At 43.1% G+C, this 23,477-nt stretch carries 21 protein-coding genes and 2 tRNA genes; 9 read left to right on the forward strand and 14 right to left on the reverse strand.

Annotation, left to right across the window (positions count from 1 at the left end; genetic code table 11):
- Positions 1-333 precede the first annotated feature (333 nt).
- Positions 334-1,710 carry a glycoside hydrolase family 140 protein gene (locus DB520_RS02300; protein WP_114748038.1) on the forward strand — a complete coding sequence of 459 codons (1,377 nt, stop codon included), beginning with the start codon at positions 334-336 and terminating at the stop codon, positions 1,708-1,710.
- A gap of 14 nt (positions 1,711-1,724) precedes the next feature.
- Here DB520_RS02300 and DB520_RS02305 read toward each other — a convergent pair whose 3' ends face one another.
- From DB520_RS02305 to DB520_RS02315, 3 genes are read right to left on the reverse strand one after another with little or no spacing between them, the layout of a single operon-like run.
- Positions 1,725-2,600, reverse strand: a complete 876-nt coding sequence (locus tag DB520_RS02305) for an HAD family hydrolase (RefSeq protein ID WP_232834798.1) — start codon at positions 2,598-2,600, stop codon at positions 1,725-1,727.
- Positions 2,584-4,116, reverse strand: a complete 1,533-nt coding sequence (locus DB520_RS02310; protein WP_114748039.1) for a P-loop NTPase family protein — start codon at positions 4,114-4,116, stop codon at positions 2,584-2,586. Before DB520_RS02310 ends, DB520_RS02305 begins: the two co-directional genes overlap by 17 nt.
- Before the next feature lie 4 nt (positions 4,117-4,120).
- Positions 4,121-5,221, reverse strand: coding sequence for a vWA domain-containing protein (locus DB520_RS02315; RefSeq protein WP_114748040.1), 1,101 nt, complete (start codon positions 5,219-5,221; stop codon positions 4,121-4,123).
- Between the two features lie 356 nt (positions 5,222-5,577).
- On the opposite strand from DB520_RS02315, the gene DB520_RS02320 reads away from it, so the two are divergent.
- Genes DB520_RS02320 through DB520_RS02330 form a run of 3 tightly spaced genes read left to right on the forward strand, consistent with a single transcriptional unit; the run spans position 5,578 to position 10,604 of the window.
- Positions 5,578-8,076, forward strand: a complete 2,499-nt coding sequence (locus tag DB520_RS02320) for a PSD1 and planctomycete cytochrome C domain-containing protein (RefSeq protein WP_114748041.1) — start codon at positions 5,578-5,580, stop codon at positions 8,074-8,076.
- A gap of 22 nt (positions 8,077-8,098) precedes the next feature.
- The gene (locus tag DB520_RS02325) at positions 8,099-9,526 is read left to right on the forward strand and encodes a DUF1501 domain-containing protein (RefSeq protein WP_114748042.1); all 1,428 of its coding nucleotides are present in this window, start codon (positions 8,099-8,101) and stop codon (positions 9,524-9,526) included.
- A gap of 19 nt (positions 9,527-9,545) precedes the next feature.
- Positions 9,546-10,604: a twin-arginine translocation signal domain-containing protein gene (locus tag DB520_RS02330; protein WP_114748043.1), complete on the forward strand. Its 1,059-nt coding sequence runs from the start codon at positions 9,546-9,548 to the stop codon at positions 10,602-10,604.
- A gap of 489 nt (positions 10,605-11,093) precedes the next feature.
- Here the strand turns inward: DB520_RS02330 and DB520_RS02340 are convergent, their stop codons facing one another.
- The 4 genes from DB520_RS02340 to DB520_RS02355 all read right to left on the reverse strand — a co-directional run bounded on the left by DB520_RS02340 (position 11,094) and on the right by DB520_RS02355 (position 12,202).
- Positions 11,094-11,369 carry a GIY-YIG nuclease family protein gene (locus tag DB520_RS02340; protein WP_114748045.1) on the reverse strand — a complete coding sequence of 92 codons (276 nt, stop codon included), beginning with the start codon at positions 11,367-11,369 and terminating at the stop codon, positions 11,094-11,096.
- Between the two features lie 83 nt (positions 11,370-11,452).
- A complete protein-coding gene (locus DB520_RS02345; protein ID WP_114748045.1) occupies positions 11,453-11,728 on the reverse strand; it encodes a GIY-YIG nuclease family protein in 276 nt (91 codons plus the stop codon).
- 83 nt (positions 11,729-11,811) lie between these two features.
- On the reverse strand, positions 11,812-12,087 hold the full coding sequence (locus tag DB520_RS02350) for a GIY-YIG nuclease family protein (RefSeq protein WP_114748045.1): 276 nt from the start codon (positions 12,085-12,087) through the stop codon (positions 11,812-11,814).
- A gap of 41 nt (positions 12,088-12,128) precedes the next feature.
- Positions 12,129-12,202, reverse strand: a tRNA-Pro gene (locus DB520_RS02355).
- Between the two features lie 356 nt (positions 12,203-12,558).
- On the opposite strand from DB520_RS02355, the gene DB520_RS02360 reads away from it, so the two are divergent.
- Positions 12,559-12,632: transfer RNA gene (locus DB520_RS02360), tRNA-Asn, on the forward strand.
- Between the two features lie 384 nt (positions 12,633-13,016).
- Here the strand turns inward: DB520_RS02360 and rhuM are convergent.
- Positions 13,017-13,139, reverse strand: coding sequence for a RhuM family protein (gene rhuM, locus DB520_RS27140; RefSeq protein WP_114748046.1), 123 nt, complete (start codon positions 13,137-13,139; stop codon positions 13,017-13,019).
- Positions 13,140-13,855: 716 nt separating this feature from the next.
- Between rhuM and DB520_RS02370 the strand changes: the two genes are divergently transcribed.
- The gene (locus tag DB520_RS02370; RefSeq protein ID WP_114748047.1) at positions 13,856-14,371 is read left to right on the forward strand and encodes a DinB family protein; all 516 of its coding nucleotides are present in this window, start codon (positions 13,856-13,858) and stop codon (positions 14,369-14,371) included.
- A 76-nt stretch (positions 14,372-14,447) separates the two neighbouring features.
- Positions 14,448-14,948 carry a rhodanese-like domain-containing protein gene (locus DB520_RS02375; RefSeq protein WP_317047733.1) on the forward strand — a complete coding sequence of 167 codons (501 nt, stop codon included), beginning with the start codon at positions 14,448-14,450 and terminating at the stop codon, positions 14,946-14,948.
- Here DB520_RS02375 and DB520_RS27145 read toward each other — a convergent pair.
- The 3 genes from DB520_RS27145 to DB520_RS02390 form a co-directional block, all read right to left on the reverse strand.
- Complete coding sequence (locus DB520_RS27145; protein WP_317047749.1) at positions 14,860-15,099, reverse strand: helix-turn-helix domain-containing protein; 240 nt, start codon at positions 15,097-15,099, stop codon at positions 14,860-14,862. The two genes, DB520_RS02375 and DB520_RS27145, sit on opposite strands and share 89 nt — an antisense overlap.
- 263 nt (positions 15,100-15,362) lie before the next feature.
- The gene (locus tag DB520_RS02385; RefSeq protein WP_157971903.1) at positions 15,363-15,842 is read right to left on the reverse strand and encodes a hypothetical protein; all 480 of its coding nucleotides are present in this window, start codon (positions 15,840-15,842) and stop codon (positions 15,363-15,365) included.
- A 584-nt stretch (positions 15,843-16,426) separates the two neighbouring features.
- A complete protein-coding gene (locus DB520_RS02390) occupies positions 16,427-16,690 on the reverse strand; it encodes a helix-turn-helix domain-containing protein (RefSeq protein WP_114748049.1) in 264 nt (87 codons plus the stop codon).
- A 328-nt stretch (positions 16,691-17,018) separates the two neighbouring features.
- On the opposite strand from DB520_RS02390, the gene DB520_RS02395 reads away from it, so the two are divergent.
- On the forward strand, positions 17,019-18,359 hold the full coding sequence (locus DB520_RS02395) for an aldehyde dehydrogenase family protein (RefSeq protein ID WP_114748050.1): 1,341 nt from the start codon (positions 17,019-17,021) through the stop codon (positions 18,357-18,359).
- 530 nt (positions 18,360-18,889) lie between these two features.
- On the opposite strand, the gene DB520_RS02400 is transcribed toward DB520_RS02395, so the two are convergent.
- The 3 genes from DB520_RS02400 to DB520_RS02410 form a co-directional block, all read right to left on the reverse strand.
- Positions 18,890-21,784: an ATP-binding protein gene (locus DB520_RS02400; RefSeq protein ID WP_114748051.1), complete on the reverse strand. Its 2,895-nt coding sequence runs from the start codon at positions 21,782-21,784 to the stop codon at positions 18,890-18,892.
- A gap of 171 nt (positions 21,785-21,955) precedes the next feature.
- On the reverse strand, positions 21,956-22,201 hold the full coding sequence (locus DB520_RS02405) for a type II toxin-antitoxin system RelE/ParE family toxin (RefSeq protein WP_198675219.1): 246 nt from the start codon (positions 22,199-22,201) through the stop codon (positions 21,956-21,958).
- Positions 22,194-22,433 (reverse strand): ribbon-helix-helix domain-containing protein, encoded by a 240-nt coding sequence (locus tag DB520_RS02410; RefSeq protein ID WP_114748052.1) that lies wholly within the window; start codon positions 22,431-22,433, stop codon positions 22,194-22,196. Before DB520_RS02410 ends, DB520_RS02405 begins: the two co-directional genes overlap by 8 nt.
- A gap of 292 nt (positions 22,434-22,725) precedes the next feature.
- Here DB520_RS02410 and DB520_RS02415 point away from each other — a divergent pair, with 292 nt between their 5' ends.
- Positions 22,726-23,385, forward strand: coding sequence for a DUF2306 domain-containing protein (locus DB520_RS02415; protein ID WP_114748053.1), 660 nt, complete (start codon positions 22,726-22,728; stop codon positions 23,383-23,385).
- Positions 23,386-23,477 lie beyond the last annotated feature (92 nt).

Raw genomic sequence — 23,477 nt, forward strand, 5'->3', positions numbered from 1 at the left:
GTGTCAGCATCCAATGCTGCACGGTTTTTTTATGAACGATTTATTTCATTAACTTTAACAAGATTTAACCCAAACCCATATTGACCTAATGAAATCGAACCTGCCTGGACGGCAGTCAGGCATGACGCAAGCGACGCACGGAGGGATGATTAAAAATGCGAGATTCCCCCGAAACAAGTTCCCCGAAGCAAGTTCGGGGCAGGCAGGGGCAGGCTATGTGGCAAATAAAAATCAATTATAAACACATGAAATGCCCATGAGAAAGTATTCTCACACAGGGGGATGATTAATCTGGGCATTCCATCTGACCGCTGAAAAACAAATTATAAACAGATGAAAAATCTTACGCTTCTTTTTACTTTAGCACCTTTTTGCATCTTTACTTTTTTCCCTGTTTTTTGCGTAAATGCCCAACTTCCCAGATTGAAGGTTTCTGATAACCAACGCTTCCTCATACAGGAAAATGAGGACCCCTTTTTCTGGTTGGCAGACACGGCGTGGGAATTAATTCACCGATGTGACAGGGAGGAGGTGATTTACTACTTAGACAAAAGGGCCGAGCAGGGCTTCAACGTGGTACAAGCAGTTGCCCTTGCGGAAATAGACGGATTAAACACCCCTAGCTCCATGGGAGAGCGCCCATTGGTAAATAATGACCCCAGCCACCCCAACGAAGCCTATTTCCAACATGTGGATTTTGTCTTGGAAGAGGCAGCGAAGAGAAATATTTACGTTGCGCTTCTGCCTACCTGGGGCGATAAGGTATTTACCAGCACTTGGGGAAAGGGTCCTGAAGTGTTTGATGAAAAGAATGCAAAAAGTTTCGGGGAGTATTTAGGCAATAGGTACAAGGATCAAACCAACCTTATTTGGGTGATTGGTGGGGACAGGAACCCTAGGGAAGAAGATATACCCATCTGGAGCAGCATGGCTGAGGGAGTACTCCTGGGAGTAGGGGCGGAGGAGAATGCCTTGATGACCTTTCACCCACAACCCGCAAAACCAGGAGGGTCTAGTAATTGGTTTCATAAGGAGGACTGGCTGGATTTTAATATGCACCAAACAGGTCATTGCCCCAATCAACCTACCTACAAATTGATTAAACATGATTACGAACTCAGCCCCACAAAACCAACATTGGACGGAGAACCCTTGTATGAGGATCACCCCAATTGTTTTAATGCAAAGGAGCTGGGGCATAGCATTCCTGAAGATATACGAAGGATAATGTATTGGAATGTGTTTGCCGGAGCATTTGGGCAGACATACGGATGTCACGCCGTATGGCAGATGTACACCAATGATAGAGAGCCCATAAATGCACCGTTGAGGCCTTGGAAGGTAGCCTTGGATCTGCCCATGGCCAACCAGGTAAGGCACCTGAAAGACCTCATGCTGTCCAGGCCATTCCTTACTCGAGAACCTGCATGGGACATGGTGAAAGGAACCCAGGAGGATGACAAGCATTTCGTGATCGCCACCAGGGATAGTGAAGGTTCTTATGCTATGGTTTATTTCCCTACGGGTAAACCTGTGGAAATCAACACCACCTCACTCAAAAGTGCGAATATAATGTTGACTTGGTTTGATCCCCGAACGGGCAACTTCATACCTACTGAAAATAGTAAAGGAGGAAGTAGCCTCAAAATCACCCCTCCCACGGAAGGCGAAATTGGGCATGACTGGGTTCTCATCATGGATGCGGAATAAAATTACCCTAGGGCTTAATTTTCAAAAATCCCGGGCTCCAACTTCATGATTTTTTCAATGTAATTGGCTACCCCATCTGCTTTGTTGCCATCGGTGATCTCATCTGCTGATGCTTTTACCTCCATATTGGCGTTATCCACTGCTACACCCATACCCGAAGCTTTTAAGAGTTCTACATCATTGTAATTGTCCCCGAATGCCAGGACTTCATGCATACTAAACCCGTATTTGTGAGAAAGAAGCTTCTCCAGGGCAGAGGCCTTACTAATGGATCTTGGTGCAATTTCGATATAGGTGTCCTTAGACCTATACAGGTGTAGTTCGTCTTTAAAACCTTCCCAGTAGGATTGATACAGCTTTTCGATTTGCCCGGCATCGCCCATGCACATCACCTTGTGCAGGGCTTTCCCTTTTTCTCCCCATCTATTCAAGGCACTATGTAATCCCATTAGGATAGGCTGAACCCTGGTAGCATTAATTTCCTTTTTTGTCCAGAAATCCACCACCGGAGCCACCCACTCATCCTCAGCATAAAGGCTGATATGAACGTCCAATCCGGCAGCCAATTCTACTAACTTAAAGCAGGTGGAAAGTGGAATGGTCACTGAATCCAATGTTTCCACTCCGTCCAGTACATATCCACCATTATAACAGATAAGGGGATGATCGGGTCTTCCAATTTTTTCCTGAATATAGGTCATAGCAGAGGGCATTCTTGAAGAAGCTAAGATAATCGGCATTCCTTGGGGTAATTTCCCTATCACTTCCCTGGTCCTTGCCGATATATCCCTGTGCTTATCCAGCAAGGTGCCATCAATATCTGTACAGATCACTTTTATCTCTCTCCTCATATCCGATTGCCGTACTCTTTCATCAATTAAAACCTTCATCCTCTTCCTCATCATCCAGACCGCCGGAGGAACCAAGGTCAAACATGCTGCTAAAAAGATCCTTAAACTGCATGCCAGTATCCACTAGCTTCTTGCTTAATTGACTATACTCCGCCAATCCATGCAGAGCAAATTCCATAAAGAATTCCAATTCCTTTTCCGGTAGGGAAGTAACATGCTCCTTGGTGATTTTTTCCAATCCTGGCACCTTGTGAAGAATTTCTTTATACTCCTTGTCGGTCTGGTTGGTCAAAAGATCCAAGGTATTACCTTCTCCAAACCAGGACAAAGGCAATACATAAGGATTGCCTTCTTTGTCCTTTTTCTTTTGTTCGGGAGAGGGGAAAAAATTAATAAACATGCTTCGGATCGCTTTTCCTATCAGGTTATAGGCCACCAAACCGGCTCCCTCTTGCTCTCCCTCATATACCAATTCTACCTTGCCGGTAATGGCGGGTATTATCCCAATCAGATCCACGATGCGAATTACAGTTTCATTTTCATCATTTAAATATAGCCTTCTTTCCGCCGTGCTGATTAGGTTTTCATAAGCAGTAATCGTCAATCTCGCCGACACTCCGCTTTTTTCATCCACGTACTCACTATTCCTGGCTTCGACGGCAATCTGCTCGATGAGGTCCTTCATGAGTTCTGGTACGTGAATCCTGGACAAAGGCTTATCCTGTAATTTTGCCTCTTGCTCCGTGATTTTCCTACCTATCTCAATGGTCTTTGGATAATGGGTGATTATTTGGCTTTCTATTCTATCTTTAAGAGGTGTGACAATACTCCCCCGATTGGTGTAATCCTCCGGGTTAGCCGTAAATACAAATTGAATATCCAGCGGTAGCCTTAATTTAAACCCACGGATTTGTATGTCACCTTCCTGCAGAATGTTAAATAGGGCTACCTGGATCCGGGCTTGCAGATCAGGAAGCTCATTGATTACGAAAATGGACCGATGGGACCTGGGCACTAGCCCAAAATGAATAACCCTTTCATCACTGTAGGAGAGCTTCATAGTTGCGGCTTTTATAGGGTCTACATCGCCGATGAGGTCTGCCACTGAAACATCGGGAGTGGCCAGTTTTTCGGTATAACGCTCCCCCCTGTGCCACCAGCCAATGGAGGTATCATCTCCCTTTTCATCCATGATATTCATTGCTTGCCTCGAAAGTGGGGCTAGAGGGTCATCATTGAGTTCCGAACCCTCCACTACGGGCACATATTCGTCCAGCAAATGTGTCATCATTCTGGCAATTCTGGTTTTGGCCTGCCCCCGAAGCCCCAGGAGGTTGATATTGTGTTTGGAAAGTATGGCTCTTTCAATGTCCGGGATTACGGTATCCTCATATCCCCATATGCCTTCAAAAACATTCTCCTTTGCTTTTATTTTTTGGATGAGATTGCGTCTGAGTTCTTCTTTTATACTAATCGGTTGGTACCCTGCCTTTTTCAATTGGCCAAGGGTTTTTATCTGCAGTAATTCCTTACTGCTAAGTTGGTGATAGTTCATGCTGTCAAAAACGTTTGGTGCGGTTTCTTCTATAATCTTCGAAAATCAAGTGGCCTAAACCTTTTAGGCTACTGTAGTAGGCGTTACCATTGTTTACGGTAGTAAACTCCTGCACGAATTCTTTCAGGTAAGGGTCGGATGCAATCATAAAAGTAGTAACTGGAACCTTGATCCTCCTGCATTGTGCGGCAAGTTTTAAAGTTTCTTTCAGGATTTTGCTGTCAATCCCGAAACTGTTTTTGTAGTATTTTATGCCTACTTTCAAGCAGGTGGGTTTTCCGTCGGTGATCATAAAAATTTGTTTGTTGGGATTTTTCCTCCTTCTTAACAAATCCATGGCTAACTGAAGGCCGGCAACAGTATTGGTATGGTAAGGCCCCACTTGTAGGTAGGGTAAATCCTTGATTTCAATCTGCCAGGCATCATTCCCAAAAACAATAACATCTAAGGTATCCTTAGGATATCTGGTTTTGATAAGTTCGGCAAGTGCCATGGCCACCTTTTTTGCAGGCGTGATTCTGTCTTCCCCGTAAAGAATCATGGAGTGCGAAATATCGATCATCAACACGGTTGAAGTCTGGGTCCTCATCTCGTTTTCCACTACTTCCAGATCATCTTCGGTAAGCAGGTAGTCCCCTGAAAACCCATGGTTCACCTGCGCATTTCGAAGGGAGTCAGTAAGCGCAATTTGGTCGAGGTTATCCCCAAATTGAAATGGCCTTCTATCTGTCCCCTTGTCCTCCCCAGGCCCGGTATGGGTGGTTTTGTGCTGCCCCCGATTCCCTTTTTTCAACTTGCCGAAGATTTCTTCCAAGGCATTTTTCCTAATAGCTTGCTCGGATTTTCCGGTGATTTTTATTTCCCCTTTTTGGCCTTTCTCATCCATGTAGCCTTTAGACTTTAAATCTTCAATAAAATCCCCTATACCATAACCCGGGTTGGTGAGATTATACCTCTTGTCCAGGTTAGTCAGCCAGCTCAAAGCCTCCGCGGCATCGCCGCCTGTCATGGTGACCAACTGCAGGAAGATATCCAATAGCTGTTCAAAAGTATTTTTGTTTGGATCCTGAACGGGAGTGAATTTGGTGAATCTAAAACCTTTCATGTGTTTTTATTTTTCTTTCAGCGGTCACATGGAATCTCACAAATGAAATTCATGCTTCTGTATGTCGCCTGCGTCATGCTCGATTTCATATTTTCTATAACAAGCCCAATGCATTACAGGTTTACTTACTTTTGTAATTTCCTCCATAAAATGCCAAAAACCCAAAATAAGCACTAATTAACTTACCATTTCCAAAGCTCTGCAGCCAACAGCACAGTACAGGTAGGATTGTAAAAAAAAATTAAATATTATTGTAACAGGCAGGAAAAGGCAATAATCATCCTTGAAACGATAATTGCCCGACAATTGTTCTTATTAATTGACAAAGTACCTTACAGAAAAATTGAAGCATAAAAATGTTAGCCAAAAAACCCAAACTATTTACATACGGTCAAAAATACTTGGTCTTCAAATTATTTGCATTTCTATTCTTGCTCACCTTCACAATTCCCGATGTCGTGGTAGCTCAAGGTGCAGGAGGTCAAGAGGAGGTGTTTTGGCTTTGGAAGTTTCTGGGCAGGCTGCATCCCTTGGCTGTTCATTTTCCCGTTAGTCTGTTGATTTTTGCAGCCTTACTTGAACTTTTCACCCTTACTTCTTTCCATTCAAAACTAAGGCCGGGAATTAACCTATTGGTTTTGGCTGGTGCTGCTTCCGCCATAATAGCGGCAATCTTGGGCTTGGTACTGGCCAATGCGGAGGATTACGGGGGGTCTGTCTTAAGTTTACATCAGTGGACAGGTATTGGAACAGCCCTATTGGGAATTATGGCCTTAACAGCGCTATGGAGAATTTCACAGAAAGAGACCAAAGGGGGCATTAAGGTCTATCGGTCTATCCTTTTTGTTACCGCGCTGGGGGTTAGTGTTGCCGGTCACTTTGGCGCTTCCTTGACCCACGGCGAAGAATACCTTACCAGTGTGCTGCCTTGGAACGAGAGGGAGCCCTTACCTGAAATCGACATCACGGCTTTCCAAACTTCCAGCGGCAGTATGAGCGAAGAGCAGGAAGTAAAGCTGGTGGGACAGGTTAGAGCGGTTTTTGCCCATAATTGCTACAATTGTCACAGTGCGGCAAAAATCAAAGGAGAACTTAGACTGGATGGAAAAGAACATGTGTTTAAGGGTGGTGAATCCGGTGAAGTAATTGTGCCCGGTGATACCAAGAACAGTGAGCTTATCCGCAGGATAAATCTTCCGGCCAGCCATAAAGATGCCATGCCCTCAAAGGGCAAAACCTTGGGTTCCGATGAAAAGGCACTCATCGCTTTTTGGGTAGAGCAAGGAGCACCTTGGCCAGAAGCAGCAGAAAGCCAATCTGTGTTTAGGGTTGCGGAATTGGCTCCCCGAAACCCTCCATTACCCACAAGCAAAAACGGACTGGAGAACCCAGTTGACCTGTGGGTGAATGACTATTTTGACAAAAATGGGTTGGATTGGGGAGACCCCGTAGATGACAAGACTTTCTTAAGGAGAATATACCTGGATGTATTAGGGGTGTTACCTTCCCCTACTGATTATGCTGACTTCCAAGATGATCCGGCACCTAATAAACGGGAGGCCTGGGTTGCCAAACTGCTATCCAGAAACGATGACTATGCCATGCATTGGCTTACCTTTTGGAACGACGCACTGAGGAATGACTATACTGGTACTGGATATATTACCAAAGGACGTTATGCCATTACAGACTGGCTCTACACCTCCATAAGGGATAACAAGAGGTACGATCAGTTTGTCAAGGAATTGCTTAACCCCGGTGAAGAATCAAAAGGCTTTATCGAGGGAATCCGCTGGAGAGGAGATGTAAATGCAAGCCAGGTCACCGAGATGCAAGCTGCCCAGAATGTGGGGCAGGTGATTTTGGGGCTTAATTTAAAATGTGCTTCCTGCCACGACAGCTTTATCAGTGATTGGAAATTGGAAGAAGCCTATGCCTTTGCGAATATCTTTGCCGATACGACCCTGGAGGTAAGCCGATGTGACAAACCGTTAGGAAAAAAAGCTAAAACAAAGATACTTTGGGAAGAACTTGGGGAAATAGACAGTGCCGCAAACAGACCAGAAAAATTGCGGCAACTGGCAGAAAACCTCGTTCAACCTTCCAACGGCAGGATGTACCGAACTCTGGTGAACCGCGTATGGAAGCAACTCATGGGCAGGGGCATGGTGGAGCCTGTAGATGAAATGGACAATGAACCCTGGAGCCAAGACCTGTTGGACTGGCTGGCCTACGACTTTGTGGAGAATGGATATAACATCAAGGACCTTATCTATAAAATAGCCACTTCCAAAGTCTATCAGCTTTCTTCAGTTGGATATGAGGATCCCTTGTTTCTGGTGGATGAGGACTTTGAATTTGAAGGGGCAATCCGAAGGAGGTTGACCGCGGAGCAGTTTTCTGATGCCATAAGCCAGGTCATTTACCCTGTATTTGATGAGGAAGCCATCAAATTCGACCCCTTTGAACTCACCAAACAGGAAGAGGGAAGGCTGGAATTCGTAAGGGCATCCTTGGTGGCCAACAATGATTTCCTCAAAGCCTTGGGACGTCCGAGTCGCGAGGTAGTCTCCACCAGCAGGGATTCCCAGGCAAATCTATTGCAGGCTCTGGAGCTTACCAATGGCGTGAAACTCAACAATGCACTCAAGAACGGCGCTGAAAAGTGGATCACCCAATATGGGGACAAGGATATACTTATTCATGAATCCTACCGGCAACTATTTGGTAGGGATCCCCTGCAAAGGGAATTTCAAGTGGCCTCAGAAGTACTTAGCGAAACACCAAAGGTAGAGGAGGTTCAGGATCTCTTTTGGGCACTTTTGCTCACTCCGGAATTCCAAATTATTTATTAAATTGAATTAAAATAGAGAAGATATGAGACTTGATTGGAAGAGAAGGGATTTTCTTAAAAAAACCAGCGCAGCAGCTATGGCCACTATGGGCATGGGTGCTCCTTTGGGAGGATTGCTTTCCTCTTGCCAAAGCGGCACCAACATCCCATCCACCGCAGACAGCGTTATCCTACTCTACATGGCTGGGGGAATGGCCCATACAGAAACTTTCGACCCCAAAAAATATACCCCTTTCCGAAAAGGCATGGAATCCAAAGAGGTATTGAGCACCTTTCCCGGAGTTCCCACCGCTTTGGATGGTATTGAGTTTTCTGAAGGTCTGGAGAATATTGGTAAGATTATCGATAGGGGAACCCTTATCCGATCCTATGTGGCTGCTGATTTAGGCCATATCTTACACACCCGGCACCAGTATCACTGGCATACTTGTTATGAACCCCCTCAATCGGTACTTGTGCCGCACATTGGTTCTTGGATAGCCAAGGAATTAGGGCCACTCAACCCAGTAATACCCCCCTTCATTAATATCAACCAGCGCTTTACGGTAGGAGAGGGTGAAGAACTGAAGGCTTTTCACAGTGCAGGCTTTTTGGGGAGCGAATACGGTCCTTTCCTTATTCCCGATCCCACTGCAGGGCTGGACAGTGTGAGACCACCTGTAGGCATGTCTTCCAAACGTTTTGAGGCAAGAAACGAACTCTATGAAAAGCTGGTACAGGAAAGCGCCATGGGGGAGTTTGGCAGTGATTATCAAAAGGAATCGTTAAAGAGATCAATGGAACAAGCCTATGCCCTTTTGAACAGCCCAGAGGCAAAAGCCTTCGATTTTAGCCAGGAACCCAAAGAAAAATACGATATTTACAATACCGGCAGATTTGGGTTGGGTTGCCTAATGGCCAAAAGGCTGGTGGATCAGGGAGCCAGGTTTATCAGTGTAACCACTGAGTACGAACCCTTTGTGGGATGGGACACCCATGAAAACGGGCATACACGACTGGTGGACATGAAAAAAATGATCGACAACCCTATTGCCCAATTGGTCAAGGATCTGGACGAAAGCGGAAGGTTGGACAGGACTATGATCATTGTGGCCAGTGAATTTAGCCGTGATATGCTTACCGAGGGAAGACCCGGGGCTCAGGTTAAAGACCAAGTGGAAGTGCCAGACATAATTGAGGACTTGAAAAACTATGGCATGCACAGGCACTTCACCGATGGCTGCTCTATACTGATGTTCGGAGGTGGGATTAAAAGGGGGCATGTATATGGAAAAACCGCCGACGAGAGGCCCTGCAAGAGTATAGAAAAACCCATTAAAATAGACAGCATACACCAAACTATCTATCATGCTTTGGGTATCGACCCGGAAACAAATTATGAAATAGAAAAAAGGCCATTCTATACCACTCCAGATGGACATGGAGTGGCAGAAATGGAACTTTTCGCATAAACCCAACTCTATCGATCCAATGAAAGAAGAAAGAAGAAATTTTATGAAAAAAGCTAGCATAGCCACCATTGTGGGTGCAGTGGGCCCCACATTGCTGATCAAAAAATCGTATGCCGCCAAAAAGGAAACTGTGATTGGTCATGGCTCCTACAAATACAAAGTAATAGAAGGCTGGGGTGAACTGGATGCCGGTAAGAACCCCGTCAATGATTGCCATGAAATGGTGGAAGATGCCAAAGGCCGGTTGATCATGCTGACCAATGAAACGAAAAACAACGTATTGATCTACGACAAATCGGGCAAACTTTTGGAATCCTGGGGCACTACCTATCCGGGTGCACATGGCTTGACCATTTCAGATGAAGGTGGTGAACAGTTTCTATTCATCACCGATACCAATAGAAACCAGGTGATCAAAACGGACCTAAAAGGCCGTGAGGTCATGAAGCTGGATTATCCCAGGGAAACCGGCAAATATGATTTCCCCAACCAGTTTATCCCCACTGAGACTGCTATCCACCCAGCCAATGGTGACATCTATGTCGTGGACGGGTATGGCAGAAACCACGTGATGCAGTATAATGCCAAGGGAGAACTTATTCGCCACTTCGGTGGTGCCGGAGATACCGATGACACCTTCAATTGCTGTCATGGCATTCTGGTGGACTCCCGTGACAAGGCCAATCCTACCTTGATGATCACCGATAGGGGGCATATGCAATACAAGCGTTTTACCCTAGACGGAAAACACATCAAGACTATTCCCATGCCCGGATCTTTCGTTTGCAGACCAGTGAACAAGGGAGAAAACATTTATGCTGCCGTGTACCGTAGCACCACACAGGAGTATCCCAATTCCGGGTATATCACCATCCTGGATAAAAACGACAAGGTTATAAGCACGCCGGGGGGCACCGCTCCCGAATACAAAGACGGCAAGCTTCAAGAGCAGCGCAAAGACCGTTCTTTTATGGGCTTTATGCATCCCCATGACGTATGCGTGGATAGCGATGAAAACCTGTATGTCCCACAATGGGCTTCCAAGAAGACCTATCCTGTAAAACTGGAAAGGGTCTAAGTTTAAAAAGGTGCCCCAATGCAGTAAGCTAAGCAAAGGCATATTTGATATTTACCGGGTGTAGGTGGTACTACACCCTTTTTTTTGGCCTGATGTTTCACTTTATAATTTGCGATTTTTGTAAACTAACGCATTTTTTAGGGGGGAATTCGTTGTGGTATATAGTGCCAAATAAATTGTAATCTGGCAGTTTTCTATGGATAAATGCCATTGCAGAATAAGCCAGCGTAGCTATTGGCCATATCGATCTATAACCACGAAAAGTCAATTGATCACCTGGCAAAATGACTTCCTTCCACTCAAGAATCAAGTTATCGAAATTGAATCCCGTTATTCGTTGGATGGCAAAGCCTATAGTGCTACTATGGTGGTGGAGGAATTAAAAAAATTGAAAACGCCCAAAGCCAAACTGCGATGCAGTCTGGCCTATTCTCGTCGGGGTGCCCTGATTTAGGTCAGGGTTCGCTCAATTTGACCATCTGACCCAAGTCAGGATACGCTACCGGACTGCTCAGGGTCAATATCTTTGCCGATTGAGTGAAGGTACCTTTTGCTTCCAAGGTTTTTGATCTGTCTCTCTTTGGCGAGAGCTGCCGCACGGTCGGTGACCTTTTCAGAATGGACCATGACCCAAGGGATGCCCCCTTTGGTGGATTTGTTCCTGCCAGAGTTGTGACGAAGGAGCCTTTCCTCGAGGCCCTTGGTTTGTCCCACATAGAAACGATTCAGTGAGGAGGAAAACAGTATGTACACATAATAGTCCATAAAAAAAGCCAGACTGTGTTTCACAGCCTGGCCTATTCTCGTCGGGGTGGCGGGATTTGAACCCAAGACCCTCCTGACCCAAGTCAGGATACGCTACCGGACTGCTCAGGGTCAATATCTTTGCCGATTGAGTGAAGGTACCTTTTGCTTCCAAGGTTTTTGATCTGTCTCTCTTTGGCAAGAGCTGCCGCACGGTCGGTGACCTTTTCAGAATGGACCATGACCCAAGGGATGCCCCCTTTGGTGGATTTGTTCCTGCCCGAGTTGTGACGAAGGAGCCTTTCCTCGAGACCCTTGGTTTGTCCCACATAGAAACGATTCAGTGAGGAGGAAAACAGTATGTACACATAATAGTCCATAAAAAAAGCCAGACTGTGTTTCACAGCCTGGCCTATTCTCGTCGGGGTGGCGGGATTTGAACCCAAGACCCTCCTGACCCAAGTCAGGATACGCTACCGGACTGCTCAGGGTCAATATCTTTGCCGATTGAGTGAAGGTACCTTTTGCTTCCAAGGTTTTTGATCTGTCTCTCTTTGGCAAGAGCTGCCGCACGGTCGGTGACCTTTTCAGAATGGACCATGACCCAAGGGATGCCCCCTTTGGTGGATTTGTTCCTGCCCGAGTTGTGACGAAGGAGCCTTTCCTCGAGACCCTTGGTTTGTCCCACATAGAAACGATTCAGTGAGGAGGAAAACAGTATGTACACATAATAGTCCATAAAAAAAGCCAGACTGTGTTTCACAGCCTGGCCTATTCTCGTCGGGGTGGCGGGATTTGAACCCACGACCCCTTGCACCCCATGCAAGTACGCTACCTGGCTGCGCTACACCCCGAGATTTATTTAATTATGCACTATTTCAATTGCAAACTTGGCATTTGAAACCAAGACCCTCCTGACCCGAGTCAGGATACGCTACCGATTCCGATAGCTATCGGGATACACCCCGAGATACGAGTTGCAAAAGTAAAATAATTTATTGAAATATCGAATTGCTGAGGCAAAAATTAAAGTCTCAGAATGGTTGTAACCTAGTTACACATGTCAAAAACCCATTGGTCTGATACCTAGGACAAAATATTTTTAGGATTAAATTATAAGCAAATTTGTCATGGCTTGTTTGGAAAACATTCAACAACCTATTAAGTTTGCATCACCAAATCCAAAAGGGGTTTGAATTATATCAAAAATTCCTCCTTAGCTCAGTTGGTTAGAGCATCTGACTGTTAATCAGAGGGTCCTTGGTTCGAGCCCAAGAGGAGGAGCGAAAAAAGAGGTCAGTCTGTCTGACCTCTTTTTTTTAGGCACTATTTTGAGGTATGCAAAATTCATCTTTTTATCGATTTAGGTCTTTATCCCATCTAGGTTTATGTCCGTCGGGTCAACCTCACTTAAATTCTCACGAGCCAAATTTATGGGGCCTATGGCTGAATTAAAAATAATTCCCCTTCAGATAATTTTGTCATAAATCAATCTTCTTGTGGCCATTGTTGTTTTTGATTACATGCTGGTGGAACTTGGTTCATTGACCCAAAGAAATAAATCTTGAGCTATTTGCATGATCAATCCTTTATTCTTTTTGTGATTCGATTGACTTCTTTGTCAAAGTCTGATTCAAAATTTTTGTCCTGAACTATCCTGAACTTGTTTTACTCCTTTTCTGCTAATTGCTTGGCGACGGTGGCCGAAATCTTTCCTGCGTCTTTCAGCACATTGTAATCGTTGAATTGCAAGAAGGCATCCAATCTAGCTACCCAATCCATCATTTTCATAGGAACTTGCCTATAAAAAGGATTACAAATACCCTATGCCTGATCAGCGATCAAATGGCCATCATAGGGCCTTCATTGCTTCCCACAACTCCTGCCCCCAGTAAAGGGAACATAAAGAACCATACCAGGGCAATGGTCTGGGCAGTAATGAAAATAAATGGACTGAGCCAATGCGCCCCCATAAAGACGGGGCAATGGCCGCATATAGGATGGCCAGTAAGATCCCGTTACTGTAATGCCCAAATACCCTGTATGGCAGGCCTAGACCAGTTTTTTCGCCCTGGAGACCGGGAATAACCCATTACTCCCCAGATAGCACCAGGCCAAACACATCAAATAATATCTTTCCGGCAATTCCTGCTATGATTGCGTTTTTCCAATTGAAAGTATGCATAACTATTTTTTTGTGACAGATGCTTTTTAAATTATTTCAGGAGCATGTTGGTAATTGCTTTTTCACCAATCGCCAATTGGATATCCACCATATTTTCCTTGGTGTAACCTGCTTCAAAATAGGTTGATGTGCAATATTTCCCGAATAAAGGTTTTTGTGCGAAAAGAGCGGCGAAAACGAAAAAATCAGCTTGATTTACCGGGACCTAGTGGATATTAGCGTGGAGACAAAGTCGATGATTTCGTTTATCATTTTTCCTGACAAACCGAATTGGTTTTTACTCAAAAGATGAGTTTATTGCACACCTGCAAATCAAGGATTTATGTGGGTTAGATGGACAGTATTGCTTTTGCTTATGGCTGGCACAGAATTAAAAGCGCAGGAATATTTTCACAGTCACTTTGCCGAGGTCTGGCAACGCAATATGAATTACTCCTTAGAAGTGGCAGAGGCCATGCCTGAGACTCACTATGGTTTTAGACCTACCGGGGAAGCAATGTCTTTTCAAGAGCAATTCCTCCATGTTGTGGATAACATCAGTTCTTTGACTGCCATTATTACAGGGGATAGAAAGTCTTTCTACAAGAAGGAGGAGTCCTCGGAATTGGAAAAGGACGCGGTCCTGGAAATACTTGACCGGGCCAATGCCTATGTGTTGGACTTGATCCGGGAGGGTTCCGATGCTCTTTTGAACGAAGAAATTGAGTTCAGGGGAGTGGCAATGACAAAGGAGAATATTTTTTATCTGCTGCGTGACCATCAGGCCCATCACAGGGCTCAATGTTTGGTTTACCTTCGGATGAAGGGGGTGAATGCCCCAGGGTACGTGGGATGGTGAAGATAGCATTTATTAAAGCCCATTTCTTTGGTTTTTACTTCTGAAATTATTCTTAGTAAATCGGTGTTTAATCCTTATGATGGCATTATCTCGACTGTTGATTTTCGTGGCTTTATGTGTATGGCAAGTGCCCTTTTCCTATGCCCAATCCCTTCCGTTCAAAACCCTCTTGAAAAGCACCTATGAGAAAGATTTTCCCTTGGTCTATCCCGAGCAGAATGACTTTTTGGATAATGCAGTGATTTTGGATACCCGTGAGAAGGAAGAATTTGCGGTTAGTCATATCAGGTCCGCCCGCTGGGTGGGTTACGAGACTTTTACCCTGGAATCGGTAACGGATATTCCCAAAGACAAAACCATAGTTGTCTATTGTTCCATAGGCGCCAGAAGTCAGGAAATAGGAAAAAAACTAATTTCCGAGGGATATCAAAATGTTTACAATCTTTACGGTGGGATTTTTCATTGGGTAAATGAGGAAAACCCCGTCTTTACTGATGAGGGAATTCAAACCAATTCCGTACACACCTATAATAAATCCTGGGGAATATGGGTGAAGAAGGGAGAGAAGGTGTATTGAACAATTTAAAAACATAGGAGGAAAACTTATCCCTAAATTCCTGGGGTGGCAGTCCCGTTTGTTTTTTAAAAAAACGGTTGAATTGAGAAGGTTCTTCAAATCCCAATTCCCAGCCGATTTCTTTGGATGACTTATCCGTGCAGAGCAGAATTCGCTTGGCTTCCTAGACTAATCGGTCATGAATAATTTCAAGGGGACTTTTTCTGAAGGACTTCCAATTCTGTATTGCCTGCAGAGGTGATACTGTACTTTACATTGAGTACCTATTTATCTATTTTTTTCCTATGGCCAATCAATTAAATAAATGGACATAAACTTTATTTTAATTATTCAGACTTTGGGAAGGGAAATCGCATTTTAAACTGGGTCTTCTTCAACAGTTACATGTCTGGTCCATAGATCAAATTGGAATTCTCATTTAATTTCCATCCAAGCAATATTTGTGAAAAAAGGATCGATTTCGATGTATTCAAACAATTCATCATAAAGAGACTTGGTAGGTTCATAATAGAGGAATTCCCTATACCATTCTGTGTTTTTGTCTGAATATGTGAGATTTAGGTTTCTTATTCTATTGGAATTAAACACCAAGTAGTACGAATAATCCTTTTCTCTCTTGGCGACATAGGACTGGAAACCAGGAATTAAATCCTGCCATTGTAGGTTCCAATAGGCTTCAATCCATTTTTCAAAGGCTTTTGGATCCACATCAGGCTTTAATCTGACCTCTCTGCTTAAAACGATCAGTCCTTTTTCTGTAGGTACGGCGTAAAATTTACGCACCTGTTCTATCTCAGTTGAAATGGATTGCCCTTGGACCAGTGATGGATATATCCATACTGATGCCATTAAGACTGTAAGGCAGACGGTTGTTCTAATTCCTGTGGTTTTCATATAAGTTTGGGTTTAGAATGGTTTGGGTTTAAAATGGATAAATGGTTATTATTTCATCAAAGCTTTGATGCATAGACCAAATTTAGAAAACGAATCAAAGGTAGGCTTGCACACCCGTTGCAAAGAATAACACCTATGGTTCACTTGGAGATCGAAAGACTTTTGTATCCCCTGTTTTGGGATCATAAGTCCAAATGATTCCCGCTTTCGTTCCTTCTGCCTGGGTAACGGTTAAATCTGTAAAATAAAGGATACCTTCAGGTGACATTGCCGGACTTTCTAACTATACGCCTTCACTACCTGAAACACCTCTATTACCGGTGAATTCGGATCAAAAATGTCCTCTACTGAAGTGTTGCTTTGGCCATAAGACAGAGACATGAAATCAAATGGTTGGTTTTCATGAAAATTTGGGTTTAGTGAAGTGTTCAAATAAAAGTGTGAGAATATTGGTTTTGGTGGGCGTAAACGTTTGTATTAGACCCGAACAAATCTAAAAATTTCCGGAGGGAAGGAATGGTCCAAATGTTCCAAAAACTGTTACAAATGTTCCATGAGTAAGAATATTCAGTTTTAGTTGTTCTTCAAACATATTCCGCAGGCGAACGACCATATTGCTTTTTGAAGCATTTGGTAAAATAACTCTGGCTATTGAACCCGACTGCATAAGCCACTTCGGATATGTTTCCGGATTTTTGTTCCAGATGGCTCATTGCCCTTTTCAGTCTAAAAACCCTTATAAATTCAGTAGCAGAAGAGTCGGTCAACGCCTTCAGTTTCCAGTGAAGGTTGGTCCTGCTCATCCCGATTTCCCTGCTGAAAATTTCCACGTCAAAATCCGAGTTCATGATATTTTCTTCTTAGGACCAAATATCGCTCCTGAATGTTTTGAGCAATGAATTGCCTTAGCTTCGGGTTGTTCTCCACTATCAGGACAACTGGCAGTGTGTCGTTGGTGGATACAGTGGATTCTCGGTTGATCAACTAAAAGCTTCATTATTTTTTTGCTTACGGAACATTAGTTTCAGTATATGAAACATATGGATAAAACCAATACCAGGCTATTCTTTAGATTTGTTCAGGTTCTATGTCAACATAAATACAAATTTCATTTGCCATTTAGTGCAGAACATTGAATCTACCGGAAATTGAATTAATAACCCTAAAACTAACGCTATGGAAACGCAGACATTTTCGAAAGTTGACCTTGCTGTTGTATTTGAAAATCATCGACGCAAAGCCCTGGAATTGAAGAATTCCACCGCTCAGGAAAGGATTGCCAAATTGCTCAAATTTAAAGAAGCAGTTATCTCCAATATTGACAATGTATATGAGGTGCTATACAAGGATTATAAGAAACCAAAGGAAGAAGCATCTGAAACGGATTCCATTATCGTGGAAATCGACCATGTCATCAAGAATCTGGAAAAATGGATGACCCCTCAGACAGTTCCTACACCTGAAGATTTGGGTGGTGAAAAAACAGTGTCAAAAATTATTTTGGAGCCCAAAGGAGTTTGTTTGTTTTTAACCCCCTGGAACTATCCTATCCTTCTAACCTTCAGACCACTGGTTTCTTGTGTGGCTGCGGGAAATACAGTCATCATAAAACCTTCTGAACTCACACCGCATTCATCCAATTTAATCAAAAAAATTGTTGAATCGGTATTTTCTGAGGATGAAGTCTTTGTAATGGAAGGAGGTGCAGAGGTTGCTTCTGAGTTATTGGAATTACCCTTTAACCATGTTTTTTATACCGGCGGCACCAGGGTTGGTAAAATTGTGATGAAAGCTGCAGCCAATCATATGGCTTCGGTAACCATGGAACTTGGCGGTAAATGTCCTTCCATAATAGACGATTCTGCTGATTTTGCTGATGCGGCAGGTAAAATCGTGTGGACAAAATTTTACAACTGCGGTCAAACCTGTATTACCACTGATTATATTTTGGTGTCGGAAAATCGAAAAGATGAATTTATTGGTCATTTAAGAGAGGCAATTGAAACTATTTACGGTGTTGACGGGCCTGGTGTTGAAAGCTCAAAATATGGACGATTGGTAAACAACAATCATTACCAACGGGTAAAGCGGCTGCTTGAAGATGCGCTGGAAAATGGCGCTACATTGGTGGCAGGAGGGAAGACAAATGATGAGGAAAACTATATCTCTCCTACTTTGCTTGATGATATTGATCCCAATCTAGCCATCATGAAAGAGGAAATATTTGGGCCTTTACTTCCTGTGTTAACCTACAAGTCGCTAGATGATGCCATTGATTTTGTAAATAGCCATGACCAACCGCTTGCGCTTTATGTGTATGGCAAAGACAAGGCGGTATGGGATAAAGTGATAAACAGCACCACGGCGGGAGGAAGTGTGATCAATCATACTTTTATGCATTATTTTTCACCTTATCTTCCATTTGGAGGAGTTGGACCCAGCGGAATGGGAAGAGGCAATGGATATTCCGGTTTTTTGGATTTTTGCAATCAGCGACCGATATTGGAGATGGCCTAACCAAAAAAAATAGAAGGAAGGTAGTATTTATTCACCTTCCTTCTTTATGGTGTTTTTTTGCTTTTAAGAAATCGGGCCTGCAGGACGGTAGTCAGGTATGACGAAATAGTCACAAACCGGGATGATTATAGGATGTGACCTGCCTGCCGCCCTTTAGCCAGGGATTCCCCCTTTGGGTGTGAAAGCCAATCTGTCTGACGGTTTTAGAACCGTCTGACAGGTGTCGCTACTAAAAGAAAATCATAAACACATGAAATGCCCATGAGAAAGCATTCTCACACAGGGGGATGATTGTCCTGGGCATTCCATCTGACCGCTGAAAAAAAATTATAAACAGATGAAATCGAGCCTGTCCTGACGGCAGTCAGGGCATGACGAGCACGTCACACACTGGGATGCCCCGATAGCTATCGGGGAGATGCGAGATTCCCCCGTAACAAGTTCCCCGAATCGAGTTCGGGGCAGGCAGGGGCAGGCTATATGGCCTTTAAAAAACAAATTATAATCATATGAAATAGATTTCCAGGGTTTTAACTTTTTAAAGCAGTGACAAAATCTGTCGGTGTCGTACCATATTGCCTTTTGAAGCACTTGTTAAAATAAGATATACTGTTAAAACCCACGCTATATGCCACCTCGCTTATATTACCTGAATTTTGTTCTAATAAATTCTTTGCTTTTTTCAATTTATAAATCCGGATAAACTCAGTTGCCGAACAATCCGTCAACGCCTTCAACTTCCGGTGCAGATTGGTCCTGCTCATTCCAACTTCCCTACTGAAAACAGCAACATCAAACTCCGAATTCATGAGATTGGCCTCCAGAATGGCCATGGTTTTGTCCAGGAATTTTTCATCTATGGAATTGACTGCGATTTCGGAGGGATCCAGTTTTAGGGAACGGCTGAATCTTTCCCTTAGCTTTTTCCTGCCTTCTATCAGATGGTGAATCCTTACCTTTAGTTCCTTCATTTCAAAGGGTTTGGTCAAGTAGGCATCCGCACCGGTTTCCAATCCGGTAATTTTGCTATCCGAATCTGCCCTAGCAGTAAGCAGGATAACAGGAATATGGCTTGTCCGTTCGTCATTTTTTACCATGTCACTTAGACTTACCCCATCCATTACAGGCATCATCACATCGGAAAGGATGAGGTCAGGAATGGTTTGGGTAGCCAATTTAAATCCCTCTATTCCATTTTCAGCTTTTTGGATACGGTAATCCCCCTGAAGGTTTTGAGCGATGAATTGTCCTAACTCCTGGTTATCCTCTACTATAAGGACAAGTGGCAAAGTGCTGTTGGTGGATGAGAGGGGTTCTATGGAGTGGATTGTTGGAGTATTTAATTTTGATGTGGTTAAAACAGTTGACTTGAAATTTTCATTTACCTTAGCATCGACCACAATAGCTTCACTCGCTCTTTCCAGGTTCAGTTCAATGGTAAATTCAGTTCCTGACCCAGGGCTGCTCTCCACGGATATGGTTCCACCGTGCATACTTGTAAGCTCTTTTACCAAGGCCAGTCCGATTCCTGTGCCCTCATAAGTCCTAGTGGCAGAGGCTTCTCCCTGATAAAACCTTTCAAAAATATGGGGAAGCCTTTCCGTTGGAATACCCACCCCATTGTCCTTAACCTTGAATTCCACTAATACATCAGTATCTTTTTCCTCCAAAATATCCATACTGAAATCGACTTTGCCACCCGTCGGGGTAAATTTATAGGCGTTAATCAGCAGGTTAGTGAATACCTTTTCCAGCTTGTCCGGGTCAAAATTGAGGTATAAAGGGTTTTTGGGGAGGTTATTTTCAAAAGCGATCTGCTTGCTTTCAAAGGTGGAAGCAAATGTTCCGACGAGTCTGTGGACGAAAGCAGAGATATCCCCAGGCTGCATTTTCAAGGTCATTTTGCCAGCTTCCAGTTTGGAAAGGTCAAGCAACTGATTTACCAATTGCAGCAAGCGGTCTGCATTCCTTTTGATCAGCTCATGTGCCTCCCTAAGCATAGAGGGAATATTTTTCTCTGTCTCCATTTGCTCAATTGTGCCGGAAATCAGGGTAAGGGGCGTCCTAAACTCGTGCGAGATATTGGCAAAGAAGTTGGACTTGGTCTGGTCGAGTTCCTGCATTTTCTCTGCTTCTAGCCGCTTCACTTCCATATCCAAAAGACTGGATTGAAGGGATCTTTTTGTCTGGGCATATTCTATGGCCAACAAAACTGAAAAAGAAATGGATGCACAAAATATGGCTAAATCCAAGGTGATAGCCACATCATATGGGATTCTTGGCAGGATATCTCCAAGAAATAAGCAAAATAGTGACCAAAAAATAAAATTCCCAGACCAACCTAGTAAGATCACCCAGGCTCCTTTTATTTTTTTCTTAACGGCCCTCCAGCTCACCAGGATAGCAATAAACGGCCCCATGGTCAGGAAATAGGGCCAATAATAATTGGCCGCCTCGTAAGGCCATTTCCAGGAAGGGATCCATAGCAGTGCCGAAACCACCCCAAACCAAAACAAGCCATCCAATTTCTCCTTGGCAAAAGAATAAACCGCAAGTATTCCCCAAATGATGAATGTGCTAAAAAACAAACTACTGATCAACCCTACGATGAAATAAGAGTCTCCTTCCCTGGGCATGAAACGGAACCCATGTTCCAAAAAATAGCCGAGTGCCAAACTGATCGTAAAAAGGCTGTAATAAAGGTTAGTCCTATTACTCGGATAAGTAATGAAAAAGAATAAATGGAGCAAGAAAAGGAAAAACAGAAAAGTTGCTTTGCCCACCAATCTTGAGGTCACCTTGGCTTTTGTTTCTATCAAATTTTGTACAGCTTGATCCATTTTATTCATCTGAATCACCAAGGTTGGATTGCCACCCCAGAGCCCCAGAAAATTCATATAGGGATTTCTTTTTGTAAATGAAAAACGCACGGCCATAACCTGATTGTGTTGACCTTCAAACTGAAAACTGTAAGGCTTATGGTTCGGATTGAAGATAAGTTCTTCATCAGGGTTCTGACTGACTACTCCCAATCGGTGAATCAACACGCCGTTCAGGTAGATCTCAGAAGCTCCCCGCTGGAATATGGTCATGCCCAGCGGAATGTTCAATAAAGATTCATCCACATCCAAATGCAAGCGAAACCATCCTATTTCAGCTTCTCGTAATTCAGTCAAATAGTGGATATCGGTGGTTGGGTCGATGGGAGTCCAGTGTTCGTCCTCCAAGTCGGGATCCGCCCAGGATGGATTGTCTCCAGGTTGAAACTTCCATCCGTCTTTAAGAAGCAAAGGTTCACTTAAATCCTTAACATGAAAAATGGGCTCTGTATTTGAATAAGTTGCTGCGATGGGCAGAATGAGCAATAGCAGGAGAGAAAACCTAGCTATAAAAATAACATCATATTTGAGCCTTGATGATTGCATAAGTTTCCTTAAAGCTAAAAAATGAATGCAATAGGCATTGGAACATATGTTCCAAATTTTAGTACATATGTTTCATGAATTCAATTTAAGAAATGTGAACACCGGTACTTGGGAAAAATCCCTTTTTAGCTCATAAGACATTATTCAAATCTTGCCTTACTATAATGGCCATTATTCGGCAATGTCTCCATTCATTTTGAAATAAATACTATCTGAGCCACATACACATCGTCTATAGCCTTTTTTTATATAATCCACTGATTCAAACGAATAAGGCCGTTGAGCAATAACTTTAAAACAATTAAAAAAGGAATCAAAATATTTGTCAGCTTGAGCCAGACCGAATTTTTCAGCTCCATAATGATGAATTCGTATCAAATCATCCTTTGCTTCATTACTCAGCCGGTACTTAGCCATTAAGTAAAGATTTCGCCTGATTTAGAATCTGTTCCTTACTGTCAATGGTAAATCCGCTTGCTTCGGCTTTCTCCAATTTAGTTCTTACCCAGTCGATTTGGGCTTGCTGTTTCCTTGCTTGCCTGATTAAATCATTGACTAGTTCACTCTTACTGGAGTATTCTTTTTTGTCCACCTGAGCTTTTAGCCATTCATCGTTTGGCTGGGTTAAGGATATACTTTGTCTTGCCATTGATTTTACTTTTGATGTAAATTTACACCAATAATGAATCAGTCACAAGCTTTTTCGATAATGTCACTATAAATTCACCTATTTGATAGGTAAACCTCCGAAATGCTTCTTAAAACACTTTTCTACATTGATGCTTTGCCTCCCAACCTTTTATTGCCAAACCTTTAATTGTAATTCAGGTAAAATGAAACAATAGTCTTAAAATTTGAAACATCTCTACTAACACTTGCAACCGGTTGAATCGTAGTTTTAGAATATAAATTTAGTGATCTTCAACCATTATAACCCTACTATGAATACACTATCTATCAAACCAAGTGCCCTCGATATAACGCTTAAAATAACATTTGCTGTTATTTTGATTTATTTGGGATATAAAGCTTTGAATTATGGCATTCAGGGATTGGGTTATTTTAAAAATAACCCCAATACTGTTACCCATCCTTTTGTACTACTAACGCATATAGGTACCGGGTTTATAGCTTTGGTATTGGGCCCCCTGCAATTTTTTAAAGGACTGAGAAACAGATTTGTAAAATTACATCGACTAATGGGTAAAACCTATTTACTGGCAATTTTGCTGAGTGGGACTTTTGGACTTGGCATAGGAATAAACAAACTGTTTTTCCTTCAACAATTAGTATTCGGTTCAGGAATCATTGTACTCGCATTAGCATGGCTTTTCACGGGATTCACAGCCTATTGGTTTATTCGAGATGGCCAAGTAAAAAAGCATCAGGAATGGATGATCCGCAACTATGTGCTCACATTTGCCTTTGTAACTTATCGAATAGGTTTAGAATGGTTGATGAATCTTGGGTTCAGTTTTGAAGAAACAGGAATCATGGCCTGGCTTTGTTGGGTGCCACAGTTAATGGTGGTGGATTATTGGTTACAGCTTCGAAATCAAAAAATGGCAAATTCGGACACTTATGCCAAAATAAAAGCATAATCAAATCAATTGAAATAGATAAATCTGTATATTTTGATTTTTGACTAATATTATTCGAAATAGCTCAGGTATCTAGGTAGAAATTATATAAA

This window comes from Pleomorphovibrio marinus (genome assembly GCF_003347495.1).
GTDB lineage: Bacteria > Bacteroidota > Bacteroidia > Cytophagales > Cyclobacteriaceae > Pleomorphovibrio > Pleomorphovibrio marinus.